This window comes from Streptomyces sp. HmicA12 (genome assembly GCF_000373565.1).
Classification (GTDB): domain Bacteria; phylum Actinomycetota; class Actinomycetes; order Streptomycetales; family Streptomycetaceae; genus Streptomyces.
Window position 1 is genome coordinate 89,513 of record NZ_KB891803.1, and the last position, 21,652, is coordinate 111,164.

The window sequence follows — 21,652 nt, forward strand, 5'->3', positions numbered from 1 at the left end:
ATTCGCGGCTGCGGGCCGGTGGGGCGACCAGCAACCCACACACCGCACCCGGCAGACGCACCCCGAAGAAGACCCCACCCGTACGTCACAGGAGGCCAGATGACAACCGCGTCCCAACCGGAGGTACTCCGCGCACCGTTGGTCGTGGAGTTCCCCTTCACCCGCTCCCTCGGCCCCGTCCAGTCCGCGTTCCTGACCGGCCTGCGCCACCGCACCGTCCTAGGCGTGAGGACCACCGACGGCAGGACCCTGGTCCCGCCCGTCGAGTACGACCCGGTCACCGCCGACGAGATCCGCGACCTGGTCGAGGTCGCCCCCACCGGAACCGTCACCACCTGGGCCTGGAACCCCGAGGCACGCCGCGGTCAGCCCCTCGACACCCCGTTCGCCTGGGTCCTGGTGCAACTCGACGGCGCCGACACCGCGCTTCTCCACGCCCTCGACGTCCCCGGCCCGGACGCCGTGCACAGCGGTATGCGTGTCCGCGTCCGCTGGGCCGCGGAACGCGAGGGCGCCATCACGGACATCGCCTGCTTCGAGCCGTACGACAGCGAGCCGGACGAGGCTCAACCGGCCCCGCACGACGGTCGGTTCGACGAGGAGGCGGTCACCGGAATCGTCGCCCACGCCCGCCTCGACTACACCTACAGTCCGGGCGGCGCCCAGAGCCGGTACATCAACGCCCTCGCCGACAACCGCACCGTCGGCGAACGCTGCCCCTCCTGTCACAAGGTCTATGTGCCGCCCCGCGGCGCCTGCCCCACCTGCGGCGTCGCCACCACCGACCAGGTCGAGGTCGGCCCGGCCGGCACCGTCACCACGTACTGCATCGTCAACGTCAAGGCCAAGAACCTCGACATCGAACTGCCCTACGTCTACGCCCACATCGCGCTCGACGGCGCCGACCTCGCCCTGCACGGACGCATCGCGGGCATCCCCTACGACCAGGTCCGCATGGGCCTGCGCGTCGAACCCGTGTGGACCGAGGGCGGGCGCTACCCGGACCACTACCGGCCGACCGGCGAACCCGACGCCGACTACGACACGTACAAGGAGCTGATCTAGATGCGGCCGCCGATCCGGGACATCGCCGTCGTCGCCTTCGGGCAGAGCGACCATCTGCGGACCACCGACGAGATGTCGGAGGTGGAGATGCTCATGCCCGTGCTGCACGAGGTGCTCGCCTCCACCGGCCTGAAGACCGCCGACATCGGCTTCACCTGCTCCGGCTCCTCCGACTACCTCGCCGGCCGCGCCTTCTCCTTCACGATGGCGCTCGACGGAGTGGGCGCCTGGCCGCCGATCTCCGAGTCGCACGTCGAGATGGACGGCGCGTGGGCCCTGTACGAGGCGTGGACCAAGCTGCTGACCGGCGAGGCCGACACCGCGCTCGTCTACTCGTACGGGAAGTCGTCGCCCGGCAGCGTCCGTGACGTGCTGACCCGCCAGCTCGACCCCTACTACGTGGCGCCGCTCTGGCCCGACTCCGTGGCCCTCGCCGCCCTGCAGGCGCAGGCCCTCATCGACGCGGGCGAGACCGACGAGCCCGCGCTCGCCGGGGTCGCCGCCCGCAGCCGCGGAGCCGCCGCGGGCAATCCGCACGCGCAGCTGCGCGGCGCCGATGTGCCGCACGGCGATTACGTCGTAAATCCGCTGCGCACCGGCGACTGCCCGCCCATCGGCGACGGCGCCGCCGCCGTGATCCTCGCCGCCGGGGACCGGGCCCGCGAACTGTGCGAGCGGCCCGCCTGGATCCGCGGCATCGACCACCGCATCGAGGCGCACAGCCTCGGCGTGCGCGACCTCACCGACTCGCCCTCGACGCGGCTCGCCGCCGAGAACGCCGGAGCCTTCGAACAGCTGGTGGACACCGCCGAGTTGCACGCCCCGTTCACCTCGCAGGAGGTCGTGCTGCGCAAGGCGCTGCGGCTCGGCGACGACGTGAGCGTCAACCCGTCCGGCGGCGCCCTCGCCGCCAACCCGGTCATGGCCGCCGGCCTCATCCGCATCGGCGAGGCCGCCGCCCGCATCCACCGCGGCGAGTCCCGCCGCGCGCTGGGCCACGCCACCTCGGGGCCCTGCCTCCAGCAGAACCTGGTCGCCGTACTCGAAGGGGAGGACCAGCGATGAGCACCACGTCCAAGGAGCCCGTGGCCGTCGTCGGCATCGGCCAGACCAAACACGTCGCCGCCCGCCGGGACGTCTCGATCGCCGGTCTCGTCCGGGAGGCCGCCCAACGCGCCCTCGCCGACGCCGAGTTGACGTGGGCCGACATCGACGCCGTGGTCATCGGCAAGGCGCCCGACTTCTTCGAGGGCGTCATGATGCCGGAGCTGTACCTCGCCGACGCCCTCGGCGCCGTCGGCAAGCCGATGCTGCGCGTACACACCGCGGGCTCCGTCGGCGGCTCCACCGCGCTGGTCGCCTCGAACCTGATCGCCGGCCGCGTCCACGGCACGGTCCTCACCCTCGCCTTCGAAAAACAGTCGGAATCCAACGCGATGTGGGGGCTCTCGCTGCCCGTCCCGTTCCAGCAGCCCCTGCTCGCCGGGGCCGGTGGGTTCTTCGCCCCGCACGTGCGCGCGTACATGCGACGCACCGGCGCGCCCGACGGCGTCGGCTCCCTCGTCGCGTACAAGGACCGCCGCAACGCGCTCAAGAACCCGTACGCCCATCTCCACGAGCACGACATCACCCTGGAGAAGGTCCAGGCCTCGCCCATGCTCTGGGACCCGATCCGCTACTCCGAGACCTGCCCGTCCTCCGACGGCGCCTGCGCCATGATCCTCACGGACCGGGCGGGCGCGGCCCGTTCGCCGAAGCCGCCCGCCTGGATGCTCGGCGGCGCCATGCGCAGCGAGCCGACGCTCTTCGCGGGCAAGGACTTCGTGTCGCCGCAGGCCGGCAAGGACTGCGCCGCCGACGTGTACCGGCAGGCCGGGATCGCCGACCCGCGCCGGGAGATCGACGCCGTCGAGATGTACGTGCCCTTCTCCTGGTACGAGCCCATGTGGCTGGAGAACCTGGGGTTCGCCGACGAGGGCGAGGGGTGGAAGCTCACCGAATCAGGCGTCACGGAACTCGACGGGGACCTCCCCGTCAACATGTCGGGCGGTGTCCTGTCCACCAATCCGATCGGCGCCTCGGGCATGATCCGCTTCGCCGAAGCCGCCCTCCAGGTACGGGGCCAGGCCGGAGAACACCAGGTGGACGGCGCGCGGAAGGTGCTCGGGCACGCCTACGGCGGCGGCTCGCAGTTCTTCTCGATGTGGCTCGTCGGCTCCGAGCCTCCGACAGGATGACCTTCGGTGGCCGTCGCGGCCTGTGCTCGGCACCGGCCGATCGCTAGGCTGACGCACGGACGACGAACCGGGAGGAGCACGGACGTGGCCGAGAGCACCATCGACCAGCACCCGCTCGCGGGATGGGACAAGCCGGACCTGGATCTGAGCAGCGCGGACTGGCGCTCCAGCAGTAGGGGCCTCGGCGATGTCCAGATCGCCTTCGTCGAGGGCTTCATCGCGATGCGCAACAGCGGCAGTCCGCAGAGTCCGTCGCTGATCTTCACTCCGGCCGAGTGGGGAGCGTTCGTGCTCGGGGCCCGTGAGGGCGAGTTCGATCTGACCTAGCCGTACGGGCGGCCGCACCGGCGGGGAGGCCCGGGGAGCCGTGGCCGAACACGGCGAATTTCCCGCCCCGTTTCCGACACGTGACCTTCGGCCCTGTCCTGTGGCTCTTGTGTGCGCGAGCCTGGCCACGAGAACACAGGAACAGCCGGTCAACGAGGGCACGGCCAGCGTGCCCGGTGTCGGAGGCGATCAGCCATGAGTACGCGCGAGCCGCAGAACCTTCCCGTCGTCGTCGCGGTCGACGGATCCGACGACAGCCGACGGGCCCTGGACTGGGCCCTCGCGGAAGCCGTCCGGCGCGGCGCCGGCCTGCGCGTCGTGCATGTACGGCAGTACGCCCCCTTCCTCCAGCCCACGGTCCTCGTGGCCGGGCCGGAGGACTCCGCGGCCGACCCCGTCATCGAGGAGGTCCGCAAGGAGCTCGAAGGGCGCGACGATCTGCCGCCCCTCGAGTTCATCAGCCACGAGGGCGTGCCCGCCGCGGTGCTGCCCGAACGGGGTGACGAGGCCCAGCTCCTCGTCCTCGGCTCGCGCGGCCGCGGCGGCTTCACCAGCCTGCTCCTCGGCTCGAACGGGGTGGCGGTCGCACGCGACGCCGGCTGCCCGGTGGTCGTCGTACGGGGCCAGGAGGCCGCACCGGACCGTGTCGTGGTCGGGCTGCGGGTGGACGACCCCGACGAGGCGACGCTCGACTTCGCGTTCGCCCACGCGGCACGGGCGGGAGCGCCGCTGCGCGTCGTCGCCGCGTACCCCTGGCCGGTGCTCGCCTGGTCCGCGTACGGCGACTTCACACCGGCCGTCCAGGACCAGGAGGCCGTGGAGCGCGAGACCCTGGATCTGGCCCGGCGGACCATCGCGTCGCTGCTCGACTCTCACCCTGAAGTCGAGGTCGAGGTTCTCGCGGCGCCGGGCGACGCGGCCGGCCTGCTCGTCGAGAACTCCCAGGACGCCGCCCTGGTCGTCGTCGGCCGTCACCGCCGCCGCCTCACCCGCCCCGCGCCGATGCTCGGCTCGGTGACCCATGCCGTGCTGCTGCACGCGCAGAGCCCGGTCGCCGTGGTGCCGCCCGCCCCGGCGGAGTAGACACCTAGAGCAGGACCACGCACCCCCGCCCGGTCAGCTCGGCCAGCAGGCCGGGCGCCGGGCGTACGTCGTTCCAGCGCAGGTCGAGCTTCTCCAGATCCGGCAACTCGGCCACCCACCACGGCACTTCGGTGAGGCGATTGCCGCGCAGGTCGAGACGGCGCAGCCGGGGCAGACCGCGCAGCGCCCCGGGGACGACCGTCAGCGCGTTCTCGCGCAGTTCCACTTCGCGCAGCTCGCGCAGGCCCCGTACGGAATCGGGGAGCCCGGTGAGGCGATTGCCGCGCAGCCACAGCTCACGCAGCTCGGTGAGGCGGCCGACGGAGTCGGGCAGCTCGGTGAGCCGGTTGTGCTGAGCTCGCAGCTCCACAAGGCCGGTCATCGCGCCGAGCGCCGCGGGCAGCGCGGTCAGGCGGTTCTCGCCGACGTTCAGATACCCGAGCCGGGTCAGCGCGCCGAGGGTGTCGGGCAGTTCGGTCAGCCGGTTGTCGTGCAGATACAGGTACCGGGTCAGCCCCGTGAGCGCGCCGATCTCCGGCGGCACCTCGGTGAACCGGTTGTGGCCGAGGTCGAGGGTGTGCAGGGCGGTGAGCGTGCCGATGCGGGCGGGCAGCCGCGTGAGACGGTTGTCGCACAGGAGCAGCACCTCCACGGCGGGGTGCCGCCACACCTCGTCCGGTACGTCGTCCAGGCCCGCCCGCCAGTAGTTGAGGGTGCTGGTCACGGCCGCCTCCGCCTCTGATCCCACCGTCCGCGCCGTCGGTTCATCGTGAACCTATCGGCAGGTGCCGGGTGGCACGAAAAGACCTGCTCGAACATGCGCTCCAACTCTCGTCAGAACGACTCCACTTGAAGCCCGACGGCGTACGCTGAGGCCCCTGGAACCCGTGGCGTGTACCGGCTCCCCGCGCTGGTCACACCCGCCGTGGGAGGGGGTGCGTCATGACGCTGCGCGGAGGCCGGAGCCATCGGGGACGAGGGACGCTGTTCGAGCGCGAGAGTGAACTGGCGGCCGTGGACGAGGCGCTCGGCGAGCTCGCCGGGATGCGCCACCTCGGCGCCGAGCCGCCCGAGCGACCGCACGGCGCGCTGCTCACCGTCGCCGCGCCCGCCGGACTCGGCAAGACGACCCTGCTCGCCGAGGTCCGCAGGCGCGCCGCGGCCAAGGGCTGCACCGTCCTGTACGCCCGCGGCGGCGACCAGGAACAGGGCGTCGCCTTCCACGTCGCCCGCCAGCTGGTCCAACCGCAGCTCGCGGCCATGCCCGAACCCGAACTCCGCTCCAGGCTGGGCAGCTGGTACGCGATCGTCGGCCCCGCACTCGGGCTGTGCGCGCCCTCGGACGGCGCGCCGCCCGACCCGCAGGGCCTGCGCGACGGCCTCGACTGGGTCCTCACCCACCTCGCCGTGCGGCGCGCCCCCGTGGTCCTGGTCCTCGACGACGCGCACTGGGCCGACCCCGAGTCGCTCAGCTGGCTCGCCGCCTTCGCGCCGCGCGCCGAGGAGCTGCCGCTGCTGCTCGTCGTCGCCTACCGGCCCGAGGAACTCCCGGAGTACGGCGAAGCGCTGCGGGGCCTGCCCGGACGGTCCGGGCAGCGCCCGCTCGGCCTCGAACCGCTCAGCGCACCGGCGATCGCCGGCCTCGTCCGCGAATCCCTCGGCTCGCACGCCGACGACGCGTTCTGCCGCGAGTGCTGGGCCGTCACCGCGGGCAACCCCTTCGAGGCCGTCGAGCTGACCGCCAAGGTCCACGACCGCGGGCTCGCCCCCACCGAGAACGGCGCCCACCTGCTGCGCGACCTCGCCGCAGCCGTCAAGGGCAGCGGCCTCATCGCCCGCCTCGAACGCCTCGGCGCCTCCACCGTCCGCTTCGCCTGGGCCTGCGCCGTCCTCGGTACGGAGATCTCCCCCGAGCTCGCCGCGGGCGTGGCCGGCCTCGGCGCCGAGGAGGCCACCGACGCGGCCGACCGACTGCGCACCGCGCGGATCCTCACCGGTGTGGAGACCCTCGAATTCGTCCACCCGCTGATCGCCACCGCCGTGTACCGGGCCATCCCCGGCGGCGTCCGCGTCGCCCTGCACGGCCAGGCCGCCTGGACGGTCACCAACGCCGGGCTCGGCCCTTCCGCCGCCGCCCGCCACCTCCTGGAGACCCACCCCGACGGCGACGGCTGGGTCGTGCAGCAGCTGCGCGCCGCCGCCCGCGAGACCATCCGGGCCGGGGCCCCGGACGCGGCCCGCCGCTACCTCGCCCGCGCCCTGCGCGAACCCCCGCCCTTCGACGACCGCGCCGCCGTCCTCTACGAACTCGGCAGCGCCTCCCTGCTCACCGAACCCGCCACCACCGTCAACCACCTGCGCGCCGCCCTCGAAGAACCCATCACCGACCCGGCGCTCCGCCACGGCATCGTCTACCGCCTCTCCCAGGTCCTCGCCCACAGCGACCGCCTCGTCGAGGCATCCGAGACGCTCGCCCGCGAGATGCGCATCACCACGGACCCCCGCGTCCGCCTGCGCCTGCAGGCCGAGCAGTTCATGTGGGACGCCTTCCGCGCCGACGAACCCGACTCCCCGGCCCGCTCCCGGCGGCTGGCCAAACTCGCCGACCGGCTCACCGGACGCGATCTCACCGAGCGCTACATCATCGGCCTGCGCACCTGGGACGCCACCCTGCGCGGCGAACCCACCGACGTCGTCCTGCGGCACGCCGAGCGGGCCCTGGCCGGCGGGCTGTGCTGGGCCCCCGACGAGGACCGCGGCTTCGAGGTGCCCGTCCTGGTCGCCATGGCGTTCATGTACGCCGACCGCCCGGGCCGCACCGAGGAACTCTTCGTCGAGGGCATCGCCGATTTCGAGCACGCCGGCTGGCGCGGAGGCCACCTCTCCTTCGCGTACACGCTGCTCGGCCACGTCCGCTACCGGCGCGGCCGGCTCGCCGAGGCCGAGGACTTCGTCCGCGCGGGCCTGCGCCTGGCCGAACGCGTCGGACCCGGCACCCCCGCCCACTGGTACGCCGTCGGCAGCCTCGTCCAGGTGCTGCTCGCGCGCGGCCGCGTCACCGAGGCGAAGGAGGCGGCCGAGGCGTACGACTTCGGGCCGCCGTTCCCCGCCGCCGTCGTCTTCCCCGACTCGCAGACCGTCTACGGCGAACTGCTGCTCGCCCTCGGCCGCACCAAGGAAGCCGCAGCCGAACTCGGCTCCGCGGGGCGCCGCCTCGACCCGCGCGGCATGCGCAATCCCGCCTGGTGCCCCTGGCAGCTCCACCTCGCCCGCGCCGAGGCGGCCGAGGCCCCCGACCGGGCCCTCGCCCTCGCCCACGACGCCGTCGAACGGGCCCGGCAGTTCGGCGCCCCGTCCGCGATCGGCCAGGCTCTGCGCGCCGCCGCCGAGATCTCCTCCGGCGCCGCCCGCGGCAAGCTCCTGGAGGAATCCGTCGCCCACCTGGAACGCTCGCCCGCCGGATACGAACTGGCCTGCTCACTCGTCGCCCTCGGCACGGAACTGCGCCGCACCGGCCACGCCGGGGAAGCCGCCGAGCAGCTGTACCGGGGCCTGGACGCCGCGGTCGCCTGCGGCGCGGACGGCCTGGTGGACCGGGCCCGCGACGAGCTCGCCGCCGCCGGCCTGCGCCCGAGGCCCCTGCACGGGGCGGCCACCGACGCGCTGACCGCACGCGAGCGGTCCGCCGCGGCCTGCGCGGCACGCGGCCTGTGCCCGGCCGAGATCGCCGCCGAGCTGGGTCTGGAGGAAGCGGTCGTCGTCCGGCTGCTGTCCGCCGTGTACCGGAAGGTCGGCACCGACCAGACCGGTCTGGCCGCCGCGCTCGGGGAGCAGGACCCTGGCGAACCCCGGGGCCGGTGAACGCCTCACAGCGACGTACCATTGGCCGCATGTCCTTCCTCCGCCGCCGCGCAGCGACCCCCGCGGGCCCCGACTTCGATGTCCTGGCCATGGACCCGGGCGACTGGCCGGGCAACCTCGGTGCGGGCCTGCTGCCCGCCCCCGACGGCACCTGCCAGGGCGTGTTCCTGCGCTACGACCTGTTCGGCGGCCGCGGCCCCGCGATGGTGATCGGCAACCTGCCCGAGGGCTCCCCGGCCCGCGAGGTCGCCGAGGGCGAGATCCCCTTCGAGGTCGCCCAGCTCCTCATCGCGCTGGAGAACGACGAAGAGGTCACCGTCACCGGGGTCGAGGACGTCCCGGTGATGCAGGGGGACAACCTCCTCATCGTGCGCCGCCTGAAGCTGTCGGAGACGCGCGTCTCCTGCGTCCAGTTCGACCGCAGCGACAACGTGCTCGTGACGATCGCCTCCTGGGACCGTCCGATCACCGACGACCTGTACGCACTGCTCAAGCCGCTGCCCGCGGAGCTCTTCCAGCAGGGCTGAGCCACCACCCCTTGCAGCACCCTTGTCGCGGAGTCATCCGACCTCTAGCGTGATGAGGCATGCCTTCTGGGAACCCTGAGCACTCCGCGGTCAACGGAATCACGCGAAGATCCACCATGAAGGGCGCGGCTGCGGGTGCAGCCGCTCTCGCCACAGGCCTCGGCCCGCTCGCTACCGGTGACGCGCAGGCGGCCGAGCCCTCCGATGAATTACTGCTCTGGTACAAGGCGCCCGCTGCCGACTGGGAACGCGAGGCCCTGCCCATCGGCAGCGGCGCGCTCGCCGCGACCGTCTTCGGCACCCTTGCCTCCGAGCGCCTCCAGTTCAACGAGAAGACCCTGTGGACCGGCGGCCCCGGCGCCCAGGGCGGCTACGACTTCGGCAACTGGCGCAGCCCGCGCCCCGGCGCCCTCGCCGACGTGCGGAGCAGGCTCGACGAGGAGACGAAACTCGACCCCGACACCGTCGCCGCCGCACTCGGCCAGGCCCGCGTCGGCTACGGCGCCCACCAGACCTTCGGCGACCTCCACCTCGACATCCCCGGCGCGCCCGCCACTCCGCCCGCCGACTACCGCCGCGCCCTCCACCTGCGCACCGCCCTCGCCACGGTCACGTACACCCACGAAGACGTCACCCACCACCGCGAGTACCTCGCCTCGCACCCGGACGGCGTGCTCGCTGGCCGACTCTCGGCCGACCGCCCCGGCAGCGTCACGTTCACCCTCCGGTACACCTCGCCCCGCACCGACCACACGACCAAGTCGAGCGGCGACCGGATCACCGTTCGCGGCGAACTCGCCGACAACGGGCTGACGTTCGAAGCCCAGGTCCGGCTGCGTCACGACGGCGGTACCCTCACCGCGAACGCCGACGGCAGCCTCACCGTGACCGGCGCCGACAGCGCCTCGTTCGTGCTCGCCGCCGGCACGGACTACGCGGACACCTACCCGGACTACCGCGGCACCGACCCGCACGCCACGGTCACCGCCACCGTCGACAGGGCCGCGGCCCGCGGACACGGCGCGCTGCGCTCCCGCCACCTCCGCGACCACCGCATCCTCTTCGACCGGGTCGCCCTCGACATCCGGCAGGCCGTGCCCGCGGACGTCCCCACCGACCAGCTGCTCACGCGGTACACGGGCGGAACCACGGCCGCCGACCGCGCGCTCGAAGCGCTCTTCTTCCAGTACGGCCGCTACCTGCTGATCGCCTCCTCGCGGCCGGGCTCGCTCCCCGCCCACCTTCAGGGCGGGTGGAACCAGTCGACGAGCCCGCCCTGGTCCGCCGACTACCACGTCAACATCAACCTCCAGATGAACTACTGGCTCGCCGAAGCCGCCAATCTTCCCGAGACCACGGCCCCCTACGACCGCTTCGTCGCCGCGCTGCGCGCCCCCGGGGAACGTACGGCCAAGGAGATGTTCGGCAGCCGCGGCTGGGTCGTCCACAACGAGACCAACCCCTACGGGTTCACGGGCGTGCACGACTGGTCGACCGCCTTCTGGTTCCCGGAGGCCGCCGCCTGGCTCACCGCCCAGCTCTACGAGCACTACCGCTTCGGCGGCTCCACCGACTACCTGCGCACCACCGCGTACCCGCTGATGAAGTCCGCCGCCGAGTTCTGGCTCGACAACCTGCGCACCGACCCCCGCGACAACACCCTGGTCGCGACGCCCAGTTACTCGCCCGAGCACGGCGACTTCACCGCCGGCGCCGCCATGTCGCAGCAGATCGTGCACGACCTGCTCACCAACACCCTCGAAGCGGCGAGAACCTTGGGCGACGCACCGGCCTTCCGGGACCAACTCGCCGACACGCTGCGCCGGTTGGACCCCGGCCTGCGCCGCGGCTCCTGGGGACAGCTTCAGGAATGGAAGACCGACCTCGACAGCCCCACCGACGACCACCGGCACGTCTCCCACCTCTACGCCCTGCACCCCGGACGACAGATCGAACCCGGCAGCGAGTGGGCCGACGCCGCCAAGGTCTCGCTCACCGCACGCGGCGACGGCGGCACCGGCTGGTCCAAGGCGTGGAAGATCAACTTCTGGGCGCGTCTGCGCGACGGCGACCACGCGCACAAGATGCTCGCCGAACAGCTGAAGGGGTCCACGCTGCCCAACCTGTGGGACACCCACCCGCCGTTCCAGATCGACGGCAACTTCGGCGCCACGTCGGGAATCGTCGAGATGCTCCTGCAGAGCCAGTTCGACGTGATCGAGATCCTGCCCGCACTCCCGGCGAGCTGGCCCGACGGATCCGTACGCGGACTGCGGGCGCGCGGCGGCGCGACCGTCGACATCGACTGGGCGGAGGGACGCGCCACCCGGATCGCCCTCACCGCCACCCGCACCCGCGAACTCGCGCTGCGCAGCACCCTGTTCGGAGACAGGACGCTCAAGGCCGTGGCCGGGCGACGCTACGTCTTCGACTGAGGACAAGGGAAGGGCCCGGGTTCGCCTGCGCGAACCCGGGCCCCACCACTCACACCACCACAGCCGCTACTTCACCGTGGACGGCACCACCTGCACGTCCGCCGCCCGCACATACTCGATGCGGTGCGCGAACTGGATCTCGTAGTACACGTCCTTGCCCTTGACGACCCTGTGCGACGTCGTGTCGAAGGTGGGGGAGTAGAAGTACTCGCCCGTGGTCCTCCCGCCGATCACATAGCGCTGGCCCGCGAGCAGCTTGTACGGCAGCGGCGAGATCGCCTGCGGCGTCATGCCGGCCGGGTAGGCGGAGGCCTCCGGGTAGGCACGCCCGTACACCGGGACGGACTCGGCGCCCGCCTTCGGCGTCACCACAAGTCCCTTGGCGGACACGGCCGTCGGCTGCTTCTTCGGGTTCTTGAACCAGGCCTTCTGGCCCAGGTACCAGATCGCCGTCCAGTCGCCCTTGCGCTCCGCGACCGCGTACTGCTGGCCCGTCGAGACCCGCGACGCCATGTCGTTCACGTCGATCGTGGAGTCCTGACCGCCGGGACGCAGACCGATGTCCTTGATCAGCGGTGCGTCCTCGCTCGGCTCCGTGTACACCCGCACCGCGCTCGACCCGTGCGGCGCGCACGCCACGCCCGCCTTCTCGCAGCCCGTGAACTCCGGCTGGTTCTCGGCGAACCGGGGAGCGATGGTGACCACGCCGCCGCCCTGTCCCGCCGTGGGGTGGAACGGCTTGCCCATCAGCGCGAAGTAGTGCGCCCAGTCCCAGAACGGACCCGGGTCCGTGTGCATCGACGGGATGGTGGACGCCGTCGGACCCGGCACCGTGTCATGGCCGAGGATGTGCTGCCGGTCCAGCGGGATGTCGTACTTCTTCGCCAGATACGACACCAGGCGCGCCGACGAGCGGTACATCTCCTCCGTGTACCAGGAGTCCGGCTGCGCGAGGAAGCCCTCGTGCTCCAGGCCGATCGACTTCGCGTTCACGTACCAGTTGCCCGCGTGCCAGCCGACGTCCTTGGCCTTGATGGACTGCACGATGTGCCCGTCCGTCGAGCGCAGCGAGTAGTGCCAGGCCAGATACGTCTTGTCCTGCACCAGCTTCAGCGTCTGCTCCCACGTCGCCTCCGTGTCGTGGATGACGATGTAGTCGATGCTCTGGTCCTTGGGGCGGTCCGCCAGGTCGTGGTTGCCGTAGTCGCCGTCGCCGAACTCCTCGTACGGCGCCGGGATCCACTCGCAGGACACCGTCTTCGGGCACTCGGTGTCGGAGGTGTCCGTCTTGCGCAGCCCCATCGTCTCGAGCTGCGCCGCCTTCGGCTGCGCGGCGCGGTCGGCCGCCAGCGTCACGTTCTGGCCGGCGTCCGTGGTGCGGCGCTCGCCGTCGCGGATCACCGCGAAGACGTCGTTCGCGTACGTCGCCGCGGTCGCCGCGTCGTCCGCGCCGGAGAACTTGGCGATCGCGCCGTACCAGTCCGCCGGGTCACCGCCGAGCGGCTTGCCGAGCTGCTTCTGGGCGGCGGCGAGCAGGGCCGCGCCACCGCGCACGTTCGCCGCCGCGTCGCTGCGCAGCTCCTCCCGCGGGATGCCGGTGAGCTCGGCCGCCCTCACCAACGTCCTCAGGCGGGCCGGGAGTTGGGCCTGCGTCGGCACCGACTGCGACGCCTCCGTGGCCTTCAGCGGAGCGCGCGAGTCGTCCCCGCGCGCGTCACCCTGCGCGTGGTCGTGCGCCACGGTGTCCGCGACGGCGGTGCGCGCGTCGGTCAGGTGCATCGGGCCGTAGCCACCGGTGACGCTCGGCGCGCCGCCGTGCGCGTCCCACCGGGACTGCAGATACGACACACCGAGCAGCACGCTCTGCGGCACCTGGTACTCGGCCGCCGCCGACGCGAAAGCGCCTTGCAGCTGGGCCGACGGTACCGCCGCTTCCTGGGGAGGGGCCGCGCCGAGCAACGGCAGCAGCAGTGCTCCCGTCGCCAGTGTGCCCACCGCACGTGCGCGCGTGCTCCTGCCGGTACGTCTGCCGGTGGCAGTACGCGGGGTTCGATGCAACGGTGCCTCCAGGGACCAACGAATCTCGGGATCGTGCGCGGTGCGTGCGGGGCCGATCGTGGTCAGTGGTATCGGCTCACCGACGATCCGTCAATGATCCGACGGGCAACGGAGATTCGCGGGATTTCCCATGTCAGCAGGCGTGTGCGGGGGTTTCCGGCGTGATGGTGCGACCGCCTGCGGCGCGTCAGTGGTGTGGACCAATGAGCGTACGAGGTCAGCGGGTTGGGTCCGGCGCGTGGCTGCCCGCGGTACACGGACAGCGAGAAGGTCCGCGGTACGCCATCCTCCACCCCGGCGTACCACGGACCTTCGTCCCCGTCAGCGAGTCCCGACTGCCGCGCGCACCGCCTTGCGGGCCATGTTGCAGTCGTCGTGCAGGCGGCGCAGCAACAGCCGCTGCTCCTCGCCGGTCGGCACAGCACCGGGGTGGGCCGTCGCGCCCGGTGCCGCCGGGGCCTGGTCGTGCATCGAGCGCTGCACGGCCGTCTCGTAGGTACGGATCTCCCGCGTCAGTACGAGCATCAGGTTCACCAGGAACGCGTCGCGGGAGGCCGGGCCGCCGGACTGCGCGAGCTGACTGATCTGACGGCGCGCCACCGGGGCGTCACCGAGCACGGTCCACAGGGTCGCCAGGTCGTAGCCCGGCAGGTACCAGCCCGCGTGCTCCCAGTCCACGAGCACCGGGCCCGCGGGGGAGAGCAGGATGTTCGACAACAGGGCGTCACCGTGGCAGAACTGGCCCATCGAGCCGCGGCCCGACGCGTGGGCGATGCCGTGCAGCAGCTTCTGCAGATCACCCATGTCGCGGTCGGTCAGCAGGCCCAGGTCGTGGAACCGGTTGATCCGCTGGGCGTAGTCCAGTGGTGCGTCGAAGGTGCCCGCCGGCGGCCGCCACTGGTTGAGCCGGCAGACGGCGCCGAGCGCCGCCCTGATGTCCGCCCGAGGCGGAGCCTCGACCGGGTGGCGCTGCAGGGCCGCCACCCGGCCGGGCATCCGCTCGATCACCAGCGTGCCGTTGTCCGGGTCTGCCGCGATCAGACGCGGTACCCGCACCGGCGGCCGGTGTCGGACGAACGAACGGTATGCGGCTATCTCGTGCCGGACCCGCTCGTCCCACACGGGAGAGTGGTCCAGTAAACACTTCGCGACGGCGGTGCTGCGCCCTGTCGTACCGACGAGGAGCACGGACCGCGGGCTGCGGCGCAGCACCTGGACCGGATGGAACTCCGGGCAGATCCGGTGCACCGAGGCGATCGCCGTGCGCAGCTGGGCGCCCTGAGGGCCGGACAAGTCGAGTCTCCCGCTGAGCGGTTGCGTTCCGAGCCCCGGAACGCGCCGGGTCCTGCCGACGCCACCGAGCGCCGTGGGCCCCGTCCGCGCGGGGTCGAGGTACGGGCCGCCTCCGACCACCGGACGGGCGGGACGCAGCGGCCGGGGCGGGGCGGACACGGAGGACGATGCTGTGTACATGGGAGATACAGATCCCTTCGTGTGCCGACGAGTTGCTGCGCCGCCCGGCCCGGCCGAGTTCGGTAACACCCTGGGGAATGCCCTGCGGCGACCGGGTCGGGGTGGCGCATTCCTACCTGACACCCGTGGGACAGGAGCACAACAGCTGGCGCACCCTGGCGAACCCTGGCGAATAGTCGCTCAGCAACTGACAGAGGGCTACTGTCAACTTCAGCCGAGAACCTGGGGGCTTGAAGTGAGCGGACAACCCAACACCCGCCTGAACGACCTGTTCGGCCTGGCCGGCTGGTCCAAGGGCGAACTCGCGAGGCTCGTCAACCGGCAGGCGGCGGCCATGGGCCACCCCCAGCTGGCGACGGACACCTCACGGGTGAGGCGTTGGATCGACATGGGAGAGATCCCGCGCGATCCGGTGCCCAGGGTGCTGGCGGCGCTGTTCACCGAGCGACTCGGCCGTGTCGTGACCATCGAGGATCTCGGTCTCGTCCGACACGGGCGCACGGGGAAACGGCAGGGCGGCGGGGTTCTGGAGCACCAGGGACCCGACGGTGTGCCGTGGGCGCCCGAGCGGACAGCTGCGGTCCTCACCGAATTCACGGGAATGGACCTCATGCTCAACCGACGCGGCTTGGTGGGCGCGGGTGCCGCGCTCGCCGCAGGTTCCGCACTCAGCAATGCCATGCACGACTGGCTGCACACCGACCCGGCCCTCGCGGCCGACGCTCCTCGGTTCACCGACCCCCTGCACGCCGACCCCGCTGGGTTCGACCGCTACGAGGCCGCCCCCATCGGGTCCCAGGAGATCGAGGAACTGGAACGCTCGGTGGAGGTGTTCCGTGCCTGGGACGCCTCCCGCGGCGGCGGGTTGCAGCGCAAGGCAGTCGTCGGCCAACTGAACGAAGTCGGCGGAATGCTGGCCTACCGCCACCCCGACCATCTCCAGCGCCGCCTGTGGGGCGTCGCTGCCAACCTGGCCGTGCTCGCGGGCTGGATGTCGCACGACGTCGGCCTGGAGCCCACGGCCCAGAAGTACTTCGTCATCGCCGCGCACGCCGCGCGCGAGGGCGGCGACCGGCCACGCGCCGGCGAGGCCCTCTCCCGGGCCGCCCGCCAGAAGATCCACCTGGGCGCGGCCGACGAGGCGCTCGACCTGATGAAGCTCGCCAAGTCCGGCTCGGGCGAGGAGGTACTGCCTCGCACGAAGGCCATGCTCTACACCATCGAGGCGTGGGCACAGGCGTCGCTGGGCAAGGGCCAGGCGATGCGCCGGACCCTCGGCGAGGCGGAGGACCTCTTCGTCTCCGACAAGGGGGACGTGCCACCGCCGAGCTGGATGCAGATGTTCGACGAGGCGGACCTGCACGGTATGCAGGCCCTCGCCTACCGCACCCTCGCCGAGCACGAGCCGGGCGCCGCCGTCATCGCCCAGCGTCACGCCAAGGAGGCGCTGGAACTGCGGGCGGGCGGCCGGGACCGGTCGAAGATCTTCGACAACCTCTCGATGGCGTCGGCCTGCTTCATCGCCGACGACCCCGAGCAGGCGGACCGGTACGCACGACTCGCCCTGTCCTCGATGGGTGCGAACTCCTCGCACCGCACCTGGGACCGGCTGCGCGAGATGTACCGACTCACCGGCCAGTACGCGGGCTACCCGAAGATCGAGGACCTGCGGCAGGAGATCAAGCTGGCGCTGCCAAGGGTCGGCGGGAAGAAGATGAAGGCCTGACAAGGCTCAAAAACATCGCCCGTACCGGACATCTCGTACCGCACGTCCGTGTTCGAACCGCATCTCGTACCGGAAGGTGAACCAGTACGCCGTCAGGAGCCGATCCTGACGACGAGCACACAGGCGTCGTCGTCGCGCTCGCCCGAGCCGAACTCGTCGGTCACCACGCGCACGCAGTCCTGCGCGTCATGAGCCTCGGCCAGGCGCGGCGCCAGAGCGAGCAGCCTGCCCGCGGCGGCCTTCTCGCCGCGCCGTGGGACGAGTCCGTCGGTGTGCAGCACCAGCACGTCGCCGCCCCGCAGCTGTTCCTCGGCCTGCCCGTACACGGCACCGGAGGTCGCACCGAGCAGCACGCCCTCGGGAGGCGTGAGCGCACGCCCCGTCCCGTCGCGGAACAGCAGCGGGGCGGGGTGTCCCGCCTGCGCCCACGCCAGCGTGCGGGCCACCGGGTCGTACCGACAGCACAGGGCGCTACCGAGGGAGGGTTGTACGGCGTTGTCCAGCAGTTCGCCGAGACGGCCGAGGAGCTCGGCCGGCGGGGTGCCGCACACGGCCATGCCGCGGACGGCGCCGAGCAGCATCGCCATGCCGGAGGCGACGGCGACGCCGTGTCCGGTGAGGTCGCCGACGGTCAAGAGGGTCTTGCCGTCGGGGAGTTCGAGCGCGTCGTACCAGTCGCCGCCGATCAGGTCGCCGGCCGAGGAGGGGAGGTACTGGGCCGCCACGTCGAGGCCCTGGGGGCCGCCGTGCCGGAGCCGCAGGGAGCCGCGCCGCGGCGGCAGCACGGCTTCCTGCAGCTCGACCGCGAGCCGGTGCTCGGTCTGTGCGATGTGCCGCTGGCGCTGGAGCGAGTCACGGGTCTCACTCACCGCGCGCTGGCTGCGCCGCAGTTCGCTGACGTCGCGTACGACCGCCCACATGGAGGCGGTCGAACCGTCCGCGTCGAGCACGGGCTCGCCCATCATGTGCACCGTGCGGACGGTGTCGTCCTGGCGCACGATGCGGAACTCGCCGTCGATCGGCTTGCCGTCGATCAGGCAGTCCGTGACCATCGCGGTCAGCTTCGGCTGGTCGTCACGGTGGACGACGGCCGGCAGCTCGTCGAGGGTCAGCGCGGGGGAGCCGGGGTCCCGGCCGAGGATCTCGTACAGCTCCTCGGTCCAGATGGCCTCGTCGGTCAGCAGGTTCCAGTCGGCGCTGCCGACCCGGCTGAGCAGCGAGTCCGGCTGCGGATCGGCGGCGGGGCGCTGGGCGGGAAAGGCCTCGCGAACCGTCGGTCCCTCCCGCAGCTGGGCCAAGTGGCGGTCCAGGTCGCTGAGTTGATGCACCGCCAGTTCGTACAGCGCGCGCTGCCAGCGGGCCTCGGCGTCGGGCGCCTCGCCCACCGAGTCCACGGATTCGCGGCGCACGGCGTCGACGTCACCGAGCAGCCGGCGGGTCTGGTCGATCAGGGCGTCGACCGTGCCACGCTCCGGCGGCTGGCCGGCGGGGCGGTCCGCGAAGACATGGGACGGCATGAAGAACTCCGATGCAGGCGCGGGTACGGCCGAGGCGGACGGAAGGACCGTTAAAGACTCTGGCACAGGCCGCCTGGCCTCGTAAGGGATTTGGCCATACACGATGCGGTGGTGCTTCTGGCATATGCCCTTGTCCTCCGGAATGATACTTACGAGTGTCACGGTCGAACGAATGCCCGGTTCTGACGTAGCCCGGACTCGTCCGTTCCGCGCGACGGAGAAAGCGCAAACGCGTAGCCGCCCTACGTCGCACGGCATGCCGTGCGACGTAGGGCGGCGGTCCGTTACTGCCCTTGCCGGGTGCCCGGCACCGACGAGGAGGCGCGCGCCGCCCCCGTGTCGATGACGAACTGGGAGCCCGGCTCGACGAAGACGTTCCCGTCGCGCGAGTCCGTGATCGTCACGTTCGAGAGCGTGGCACTGCCGCGCGCTCCGCCCATGGCGAGGATGCCGGAGCCGTTGTTGGACTTGGAGATCGTCACGTCGCTGATCTTCACGCCCGGCATGGCGCCGCCTCCTGTCTTGAACTGGATGCCGTCGTACGTCGAGTCCTGGATGTCGGTGTCACGGATCGTGACGCCCGGGATGTCCTGACCCTGCGCGAACAGCGTGATGGCGCCGAACTCCTGGTCCTCGTTCCAGAACGCCCCGCCCGTGCGGTACAGGCCGTTGTTCGCGATCAGCGTCTGCCCGGAGAAGGGCAGCGGGTCGTGGTCGGTCGCGAGCATGATGCCGGGGTAGTTCGCGGTGTCGTACACCAGGTTGTTCTCGATCTTGTTGCCGTAACCGCCGTACACGGCGATGCCGTTGGCCCGCCACGGAAGCTGGACCGTGTTGTTGCGGAAGACGTTGTCGTGCCCGACGTCCACCGAGGTGTCCTTCACGTACTTGTTGGCCCACACGGCGAGCGCGTCGTCGCCCGTGGTGCGGAACGAGGAGTTGTAGACGCTCGAATTGCGCGTGCCGTTGGAGAAGTTGATGCCGTCGGCGTACGTGTCCCGGATCCGCATGCCGCTGAACTCGAGCCCGTCGGCAGGCCCCCACAGCTCCGGGATGTCGCTGTAGTCGCGGCCGACCCAGACGCCGACGTTGGCGTGCTCGATCCACACGTTGCTGATCTTGGTGTTCTTGCCGAAGCGGCCGTTGAGGCCGACGCCGCCCTCCGCGTTGCCGTCACCGCCGCGGATGGTGCCCGAGCCGAAGATGGCGACGTCGGAGATCTTGGTGTTGTCGTCGATGTCGAAGCCGAAGTTGCCCTCGTGCGGGTGGTTGATGCCGCCCGCGTTCTGCGGCGCGGTCAGCGTGTACAGCTGCGAGTGCCACATGCCGGCGCCCTTGATGGTGACGTCGCGGATGCCGACCTGGTTGTACTGCCCGCGGTTCAGCGGGTCGTCGGTGAGGATCTTCTGCTCCTGGCGCCACTGCCCGGCCGGGATCCACACGCAGTCGATGTCCCCGTTCTGGTCGGCGGTCACCGCCTTCTGGATCGCCGCGGTGTCGTCGTTCCCGTCGTCGGGGACCGCGCCGTACGCGGTGATGGAGGTGCACTCGGCCGGCTTGCTCGTCGGCGGAGCCACCTGCTCCAGGTCGATCAGATCGACGACGTAGTACGCGGCGTCGTCCCCGGCGTCGCGCTGCAGCCGGAACTTCGTGCCCCGCGGATAGGTCTGCGCCAGCAGGGCGTGCGTCTCGTCGAAGAGGCGTCGCGCGTCGCCGCCGGGGGTGTTGGTGAGGCCCTCGGGCTGGTCCGTGTTCCCGTACAGCCAGCTGTGCTTGGACGACAGGTTCAGCTTCTGCACGAACTTCCCGTCGGCGTACAGGCTGAGCGTCTTCTCCTGGCCCCCGCCGCCCGGCGCGTCCGGGATGGAGTTCCGCACGACGATCGAGTTCGTCGCGCTCTTGGCGGTGAACTCCACGTACTGGCCGGTCGAGCCCAGGCGCACCGACGTGCGGCCAGACGACTCGGACGCGTAGTTCGTGTGGCCGAAGGTGCGGACGGCGTCCGCCTCCAGGAGCGTGCCGGTGTACGTGCCGTCCTCCGCCTCGTACTCGACGTACGGCACGGCCGCGCCCCGGCCCACCACGATGGAGCGCGCGAAGACGTTGTTGTTCTCGTTCGTCTCGGCGATCGTGCCGGTGGCGTCCGCGGTCGCGGTCAGCGTGGCGCCACCGCTCGCCGCGGTCCAGCCGCCGGAGACGTCGACGTCGGCGCTCGCGCCCGCGGCGATGGCGGGTGTCGTGCCGTTCAGTGTGGTGCCGGCCATCGTCAGCCGGGTCACGGAGCCCGCGGCGACCGCGCTGGTGCCGCGGTTGTGCACCTTCACCGAGAACGTGACGTTCGAGCCGACCGCGGGGTTCGCCGGGTTGGACGTGATGCCGGTGACCTCCAGGTCAGGCCCCGGGCTCTGGCCGACCGTCAGTTTGGTGTCCGCGGTGCGGCTGTTGTTGGTCTCGTCCTGCTCGCCGATCGCGTCGCTCGGGTCGACGAGCGCCGACACGGTGTAGCTGCCCTGGGCGCGCTTGCCGATGGTGACCGGCACCGTGGCCGAAGCGCCGGCGGCGAGCGCGGGAACCGCCGCGGTGCCCGCGACCGTTCCGCCGACGCTCACGTTCACGGTCGTCGCGGGGGCGGCCGCCGAACCGGCGTTGCGCACCGTGGCGTTCACCTTGACGGTGTCGGCCTCACTGGGTTGCGCGGGGTCCCACGAGAGGGCGGAGACCGTCAGGTCGGGGTTCGGTGCCGGGGTGCCGTGGACCTCCAGCTCCGCTACCTGACCACCGTAGCCCGCGCTGTTGGACGAGAACTTCAGCTGGACGTCGGCGTAGCGCCCGGACACCGGGATCGTCACGGCGTTCTGATTGGTGGAGGGGTTGAACGTGTAGTCGGCCCGTGCCTTGACCGAGCTGAAGGAGGTCGCCGACTTCGCCCGCCCGAGCACCTCGATGTTCTGCGTGCGAGTGGCCCAGGCGGCGTCCGGGTTGAGCTTGAGGACGACCGAGTCGAGGTCGGCGTCGGCCCCGAGCTGCACCGTGAGCGTGGACGGGCTGGCGCTCGCCTCCCAGTAGGTGCTCGTGTTCCCGTCGTCGGCGTTCTTCGCGACGTAGTTCTGGATGGTCGACGACGCCTCGATCGGCTTGTTCAGCGCCAGGTTCGCACCGGCCGCGGCCGATGCCGCCTGGGCGGTGACGGGCAGCAGCCCGAGCGTGGTCAGTGCGGCACCGAGCCAGACGGCGGTCAGCCGCCGGCTCCTCTGTCTCCGTCTCACGACATGGTCCTCTCGAAGTGCGGGATGCGGGGGCGGTTCACTTCAGGTACGGCTGGAGCGCTTCAGGTGGGGCCCGG

The 21,652-nt window shown here is 71.7% G+C and carries 14 protein-coding genes; 9 read left to right on the forward strand and 5 right to left on the reverse strand.

From position 1 onward, the window contains the following. Positions 1 to 99 precede the first annotated feature (99 nt). The 5 genes from B072_RS0112495 (at position 100) to B072_RS0112515 (ending at position 4,712) form a co-directional block, all read left to right on the forward strand. Complete coding sequence (locus B072_RS0112495; RefSeq protein WP_018530286.1) at positions 100 to 1,065, forward strand: Zn-ribbon domain-containing OB-fold protein; 966 nt, start codon at positions 100 to 102, stop codon at positions 1,063 to 1,065. After that, a complete protein-coding gene (locus tag B072_RS0112500; RefSeq protein ID WP_018530287.1) occupies positions 1,066 to 2,130 on the forward strand; it encodes a thiolase domain-containing protein in 1,065 nt (354 codons plus the stop codon). Beyond that, positions 2,127 to 3,302, forward strand: a complete 1,176-nt coding sequence (locus B072_RS0112505) for a thiolase domain-containing protein (protein ID WP_018530288.1) — start codon at positions 2,127 to 2,129, stop codon at positions 3,300 to 3,302. Before B072_RS0112500 ends, B072_RS0112505 begins: the two co-directional genes overlap by 4 nt. A gap of 84 nt (positions 3,303 to 3,386) precedes the next feature. Continuing rightward, positions 3,387 to 3,629 carry a DUF397 domain-containing protein gene (locus B072_RS0112510; RefSeq protein ID WP_018530289.1) on the forward strand — a complete coding sequence of 81 codons (243 nt, stop codon included), beginning with the start codon at positions 3,387 to 3,389 and terminating at the stop codon, positions 3,627 to 3,629. Between the two features lie 195 nt (positions 3,630 to 3,824). Then, the gene (locus B072_RS0112515; RefSeq protein ID WP_018530290.1) at positions 3,825 to 4,712 is read left to right on the forward strand and encodes a universal stress protein; all 888 of its coding nucleotides are present in this window, start codon (positions 3,825 to 3,827) and stop codon (positions 4,710 to 4,712) included. Between the two features lie 4 nt (positions 4,713 to 4,716). Here B072_RS0112515 and B072_RS0112520 read toward each other — a convergent pair whose 3' ends face one another. Next, positions 4,717 to 5,436: a leucine-rich repeat domain-containing protein gene (locus tag B072_RS0112520; protein ID WP_018530291.1), complete on the reverse strand. Its 720-nt coding sequence runs from the start codon at positions 5,434 to 5,436 to the stop codon at positions 4,717 to 4,719. 218 nt (positions 5,437 to 5,654) lie between these two features. Here B072_RS0112520 and B072_RS43065 point away from each other — a divergent pair, with 218 nt between their 5' ends. The 3 genes from B072_RS43065 (at position 5,655) to B072_RS0112535 (ending at position 11,535) form a co-directional block, all read left to right on the forward strand. Then, positions 5,655 to 8,573: a helix-turn-helix transcriptional regulator gene (locus tag B072_RS43065; RefSeq protein WP_018530292.1), complete on the forward strand. Its 2,919-nt coding sequence runs from the start codon at positions 5,655 to 5,657 to the stop codon at positions 8,571 to 8,573. 29 nt (positions 8,574 to 8,602) lie between these two features. Further along, the gene (locus B072_RS0112530; RefSeq protein WP_018530293.1) at positions 8,603 to 9,100 is read left to right on the forward strand and encodes a hypothetical protein; all 498 of its coding nucleotides are present in this window, start codon (positions 8,603 to 8,605) and stop codon (positions 9,098 to 9,100) included. Between the two features lie 116 nt (positions 9,101 to 9,216). Further along, positions 9,217 to 11,535, forward strand: coding sequence for a glycosyl hydrolase family 95 catalytic domain-containing protein (locus B072_RS0112535; RefSeq protein WP_018530294.1), 2,319 nt, complete (start codon positions 9,217 to 9,219; stop codon positions 11,533 to 11,535). 66 nt (positions 11,536 to 11,601) lie between these two features. Here B072_RS0112535 and B072_RS0112540 read toward each other — a convergent pair whose 3' ends face one another. Together B072_RS0112540 and B072_RS0112545 are read right to left on the reverse strand one after the other, a co-directional pair. Next, a complete protein-coding gene (locus tag B072_RS0112540; protein WP_018530295.1) occupies positions 11,602 to 13,530 on the reverse strand; it encodes an N-acetylmuramoyl-L-alanine amidase in 1,929 nt (642 codons plus the stop codon). A gap of 384 nt (positions 13,531 to 13,914) precedes the next feature. Further along, positions 13,915 to 15,066: an aminoglycoside phosphotransferase family protein gene (locus B072_RS0112545; RefSeq protein ID WP_026245750.1), complete on the reverse strand. Its 1,152-nt coding sequence runs from the start codon at positions 15,064 to 15,066 to the stop codon at positions 13,915 to 13,917. Between the two features lie 235 nt (positions 15,067 to 15,301). Between B072_RS0112545 and B072_RS0112550 the strand changes: the two genes are divergently transcribed. Next, positions 15,302 to 16,792, forward strand: a complete 1,491-nt coding sequence (locus B072_RS0112550) for a hypothetical protein (RefSeq protein WP_018530297.1) — start codon at positions 15,302 to 15,304, stop codon at positions 16,790 to 16,792. 92 nt (positions 16,793 to 16,884) lie between these two features. Here B072_RS0112550 and B072_RS0112555 read toward each other — a convergent pair whose 3' ends face one another. Together B072_RS0112555 and B072_RS0112560 are read right to left on the reverse strand one after the other, a co-directional pair. Continuing rightward, positions 16,885 to 18,309: a PP2C family protein-serine/threonine phosphatase gene (locus tag B072_RS0112555; RefSeq protein WP_018530298.1), complete on the reverse strand. Its 1,425-nt coding sequence runs from the start codon at positions 18,307 to 18,309 to the stop codon at positions 16,885 to 16,887. A 284-nt stretch (positions 18,310 to 18,593) separates the two neighbouring features. Beyond that, complete coding sequence (locus B072_RS0112560; protein WP_018530299.1) at positions 18,594 to 21,575, reverse strand: CARDB domain-containing protein; 2,982 nt, start codon at positions 21,573 to 21,575, stop codon at positions 18,594 to 18,596. Positions 21,576 to 21,652: the final 77 nt, after the last annotated feature.

Coding starts and splice junctions, on each gene's coding strand:
- B072_RS0112535 (WP_018530294.1), top strand. CDS start 9,217: ATGAAGGGCGCGGCTGCGGGTGCAGCCGCTCTCGCCACAGGCCTCGGC.
- B072_RS0112515 (WP_018530290.1), top strand. CDS start 3,825: ATGAGTACGCGCGAGCCGCAGAACCTTCCCGTCGTCGTCGCGGTCGAC.
- B072_RS0112495 (WP_018530286.1), top strand. CDS start 100: ATGACAACCGCGTCCCAACCGGAGGTACTCCGCGCACCGTTGGTCGTG.
- B072_RS0112505 (WP_018530288.1), top strand. CDS start 2,127: ATGAGCACCACGTCCAAGGAGCCCGTGGCCGTCGTCGGCATCGGCCAG.
- B072_RS43065 (WP_018530292.1), top strand. CDS start 5,655: ATGACGCTGCGCGGAGGCCGGAGCCATCGGGGACGAGGGACGCTGTTC.
- B072_RS0112530 (WP_018530293.1), top strand. CDS start 8,603: ATGTCCTTCCTCCGCCGCCGCGCAGCGACCCCCGCGGGCCCCGACTTC.
- B072_RS0112500 (WP_018530287.1), top strand. CDS start 1,066: ATGCGGCCGCCGATCCGGGACATCGCCGTCGTCGCCTTCGGGCAGAGC.
- B072_RS0112555 (WP_018530298.1), bottom strand. CDS start 18,309: ATGCCGTCCCATGTCTTCGCGGACCGCCCCGCCGGCCAGCCGCCGGAG.
- B072_RS0112545 (WP_026245750.1), bottom strand. CDS start 15,066: ATGTACACAGCATCGTCCTCCGTGTCCGCCCCGCCCCGGCCGCTGCGT.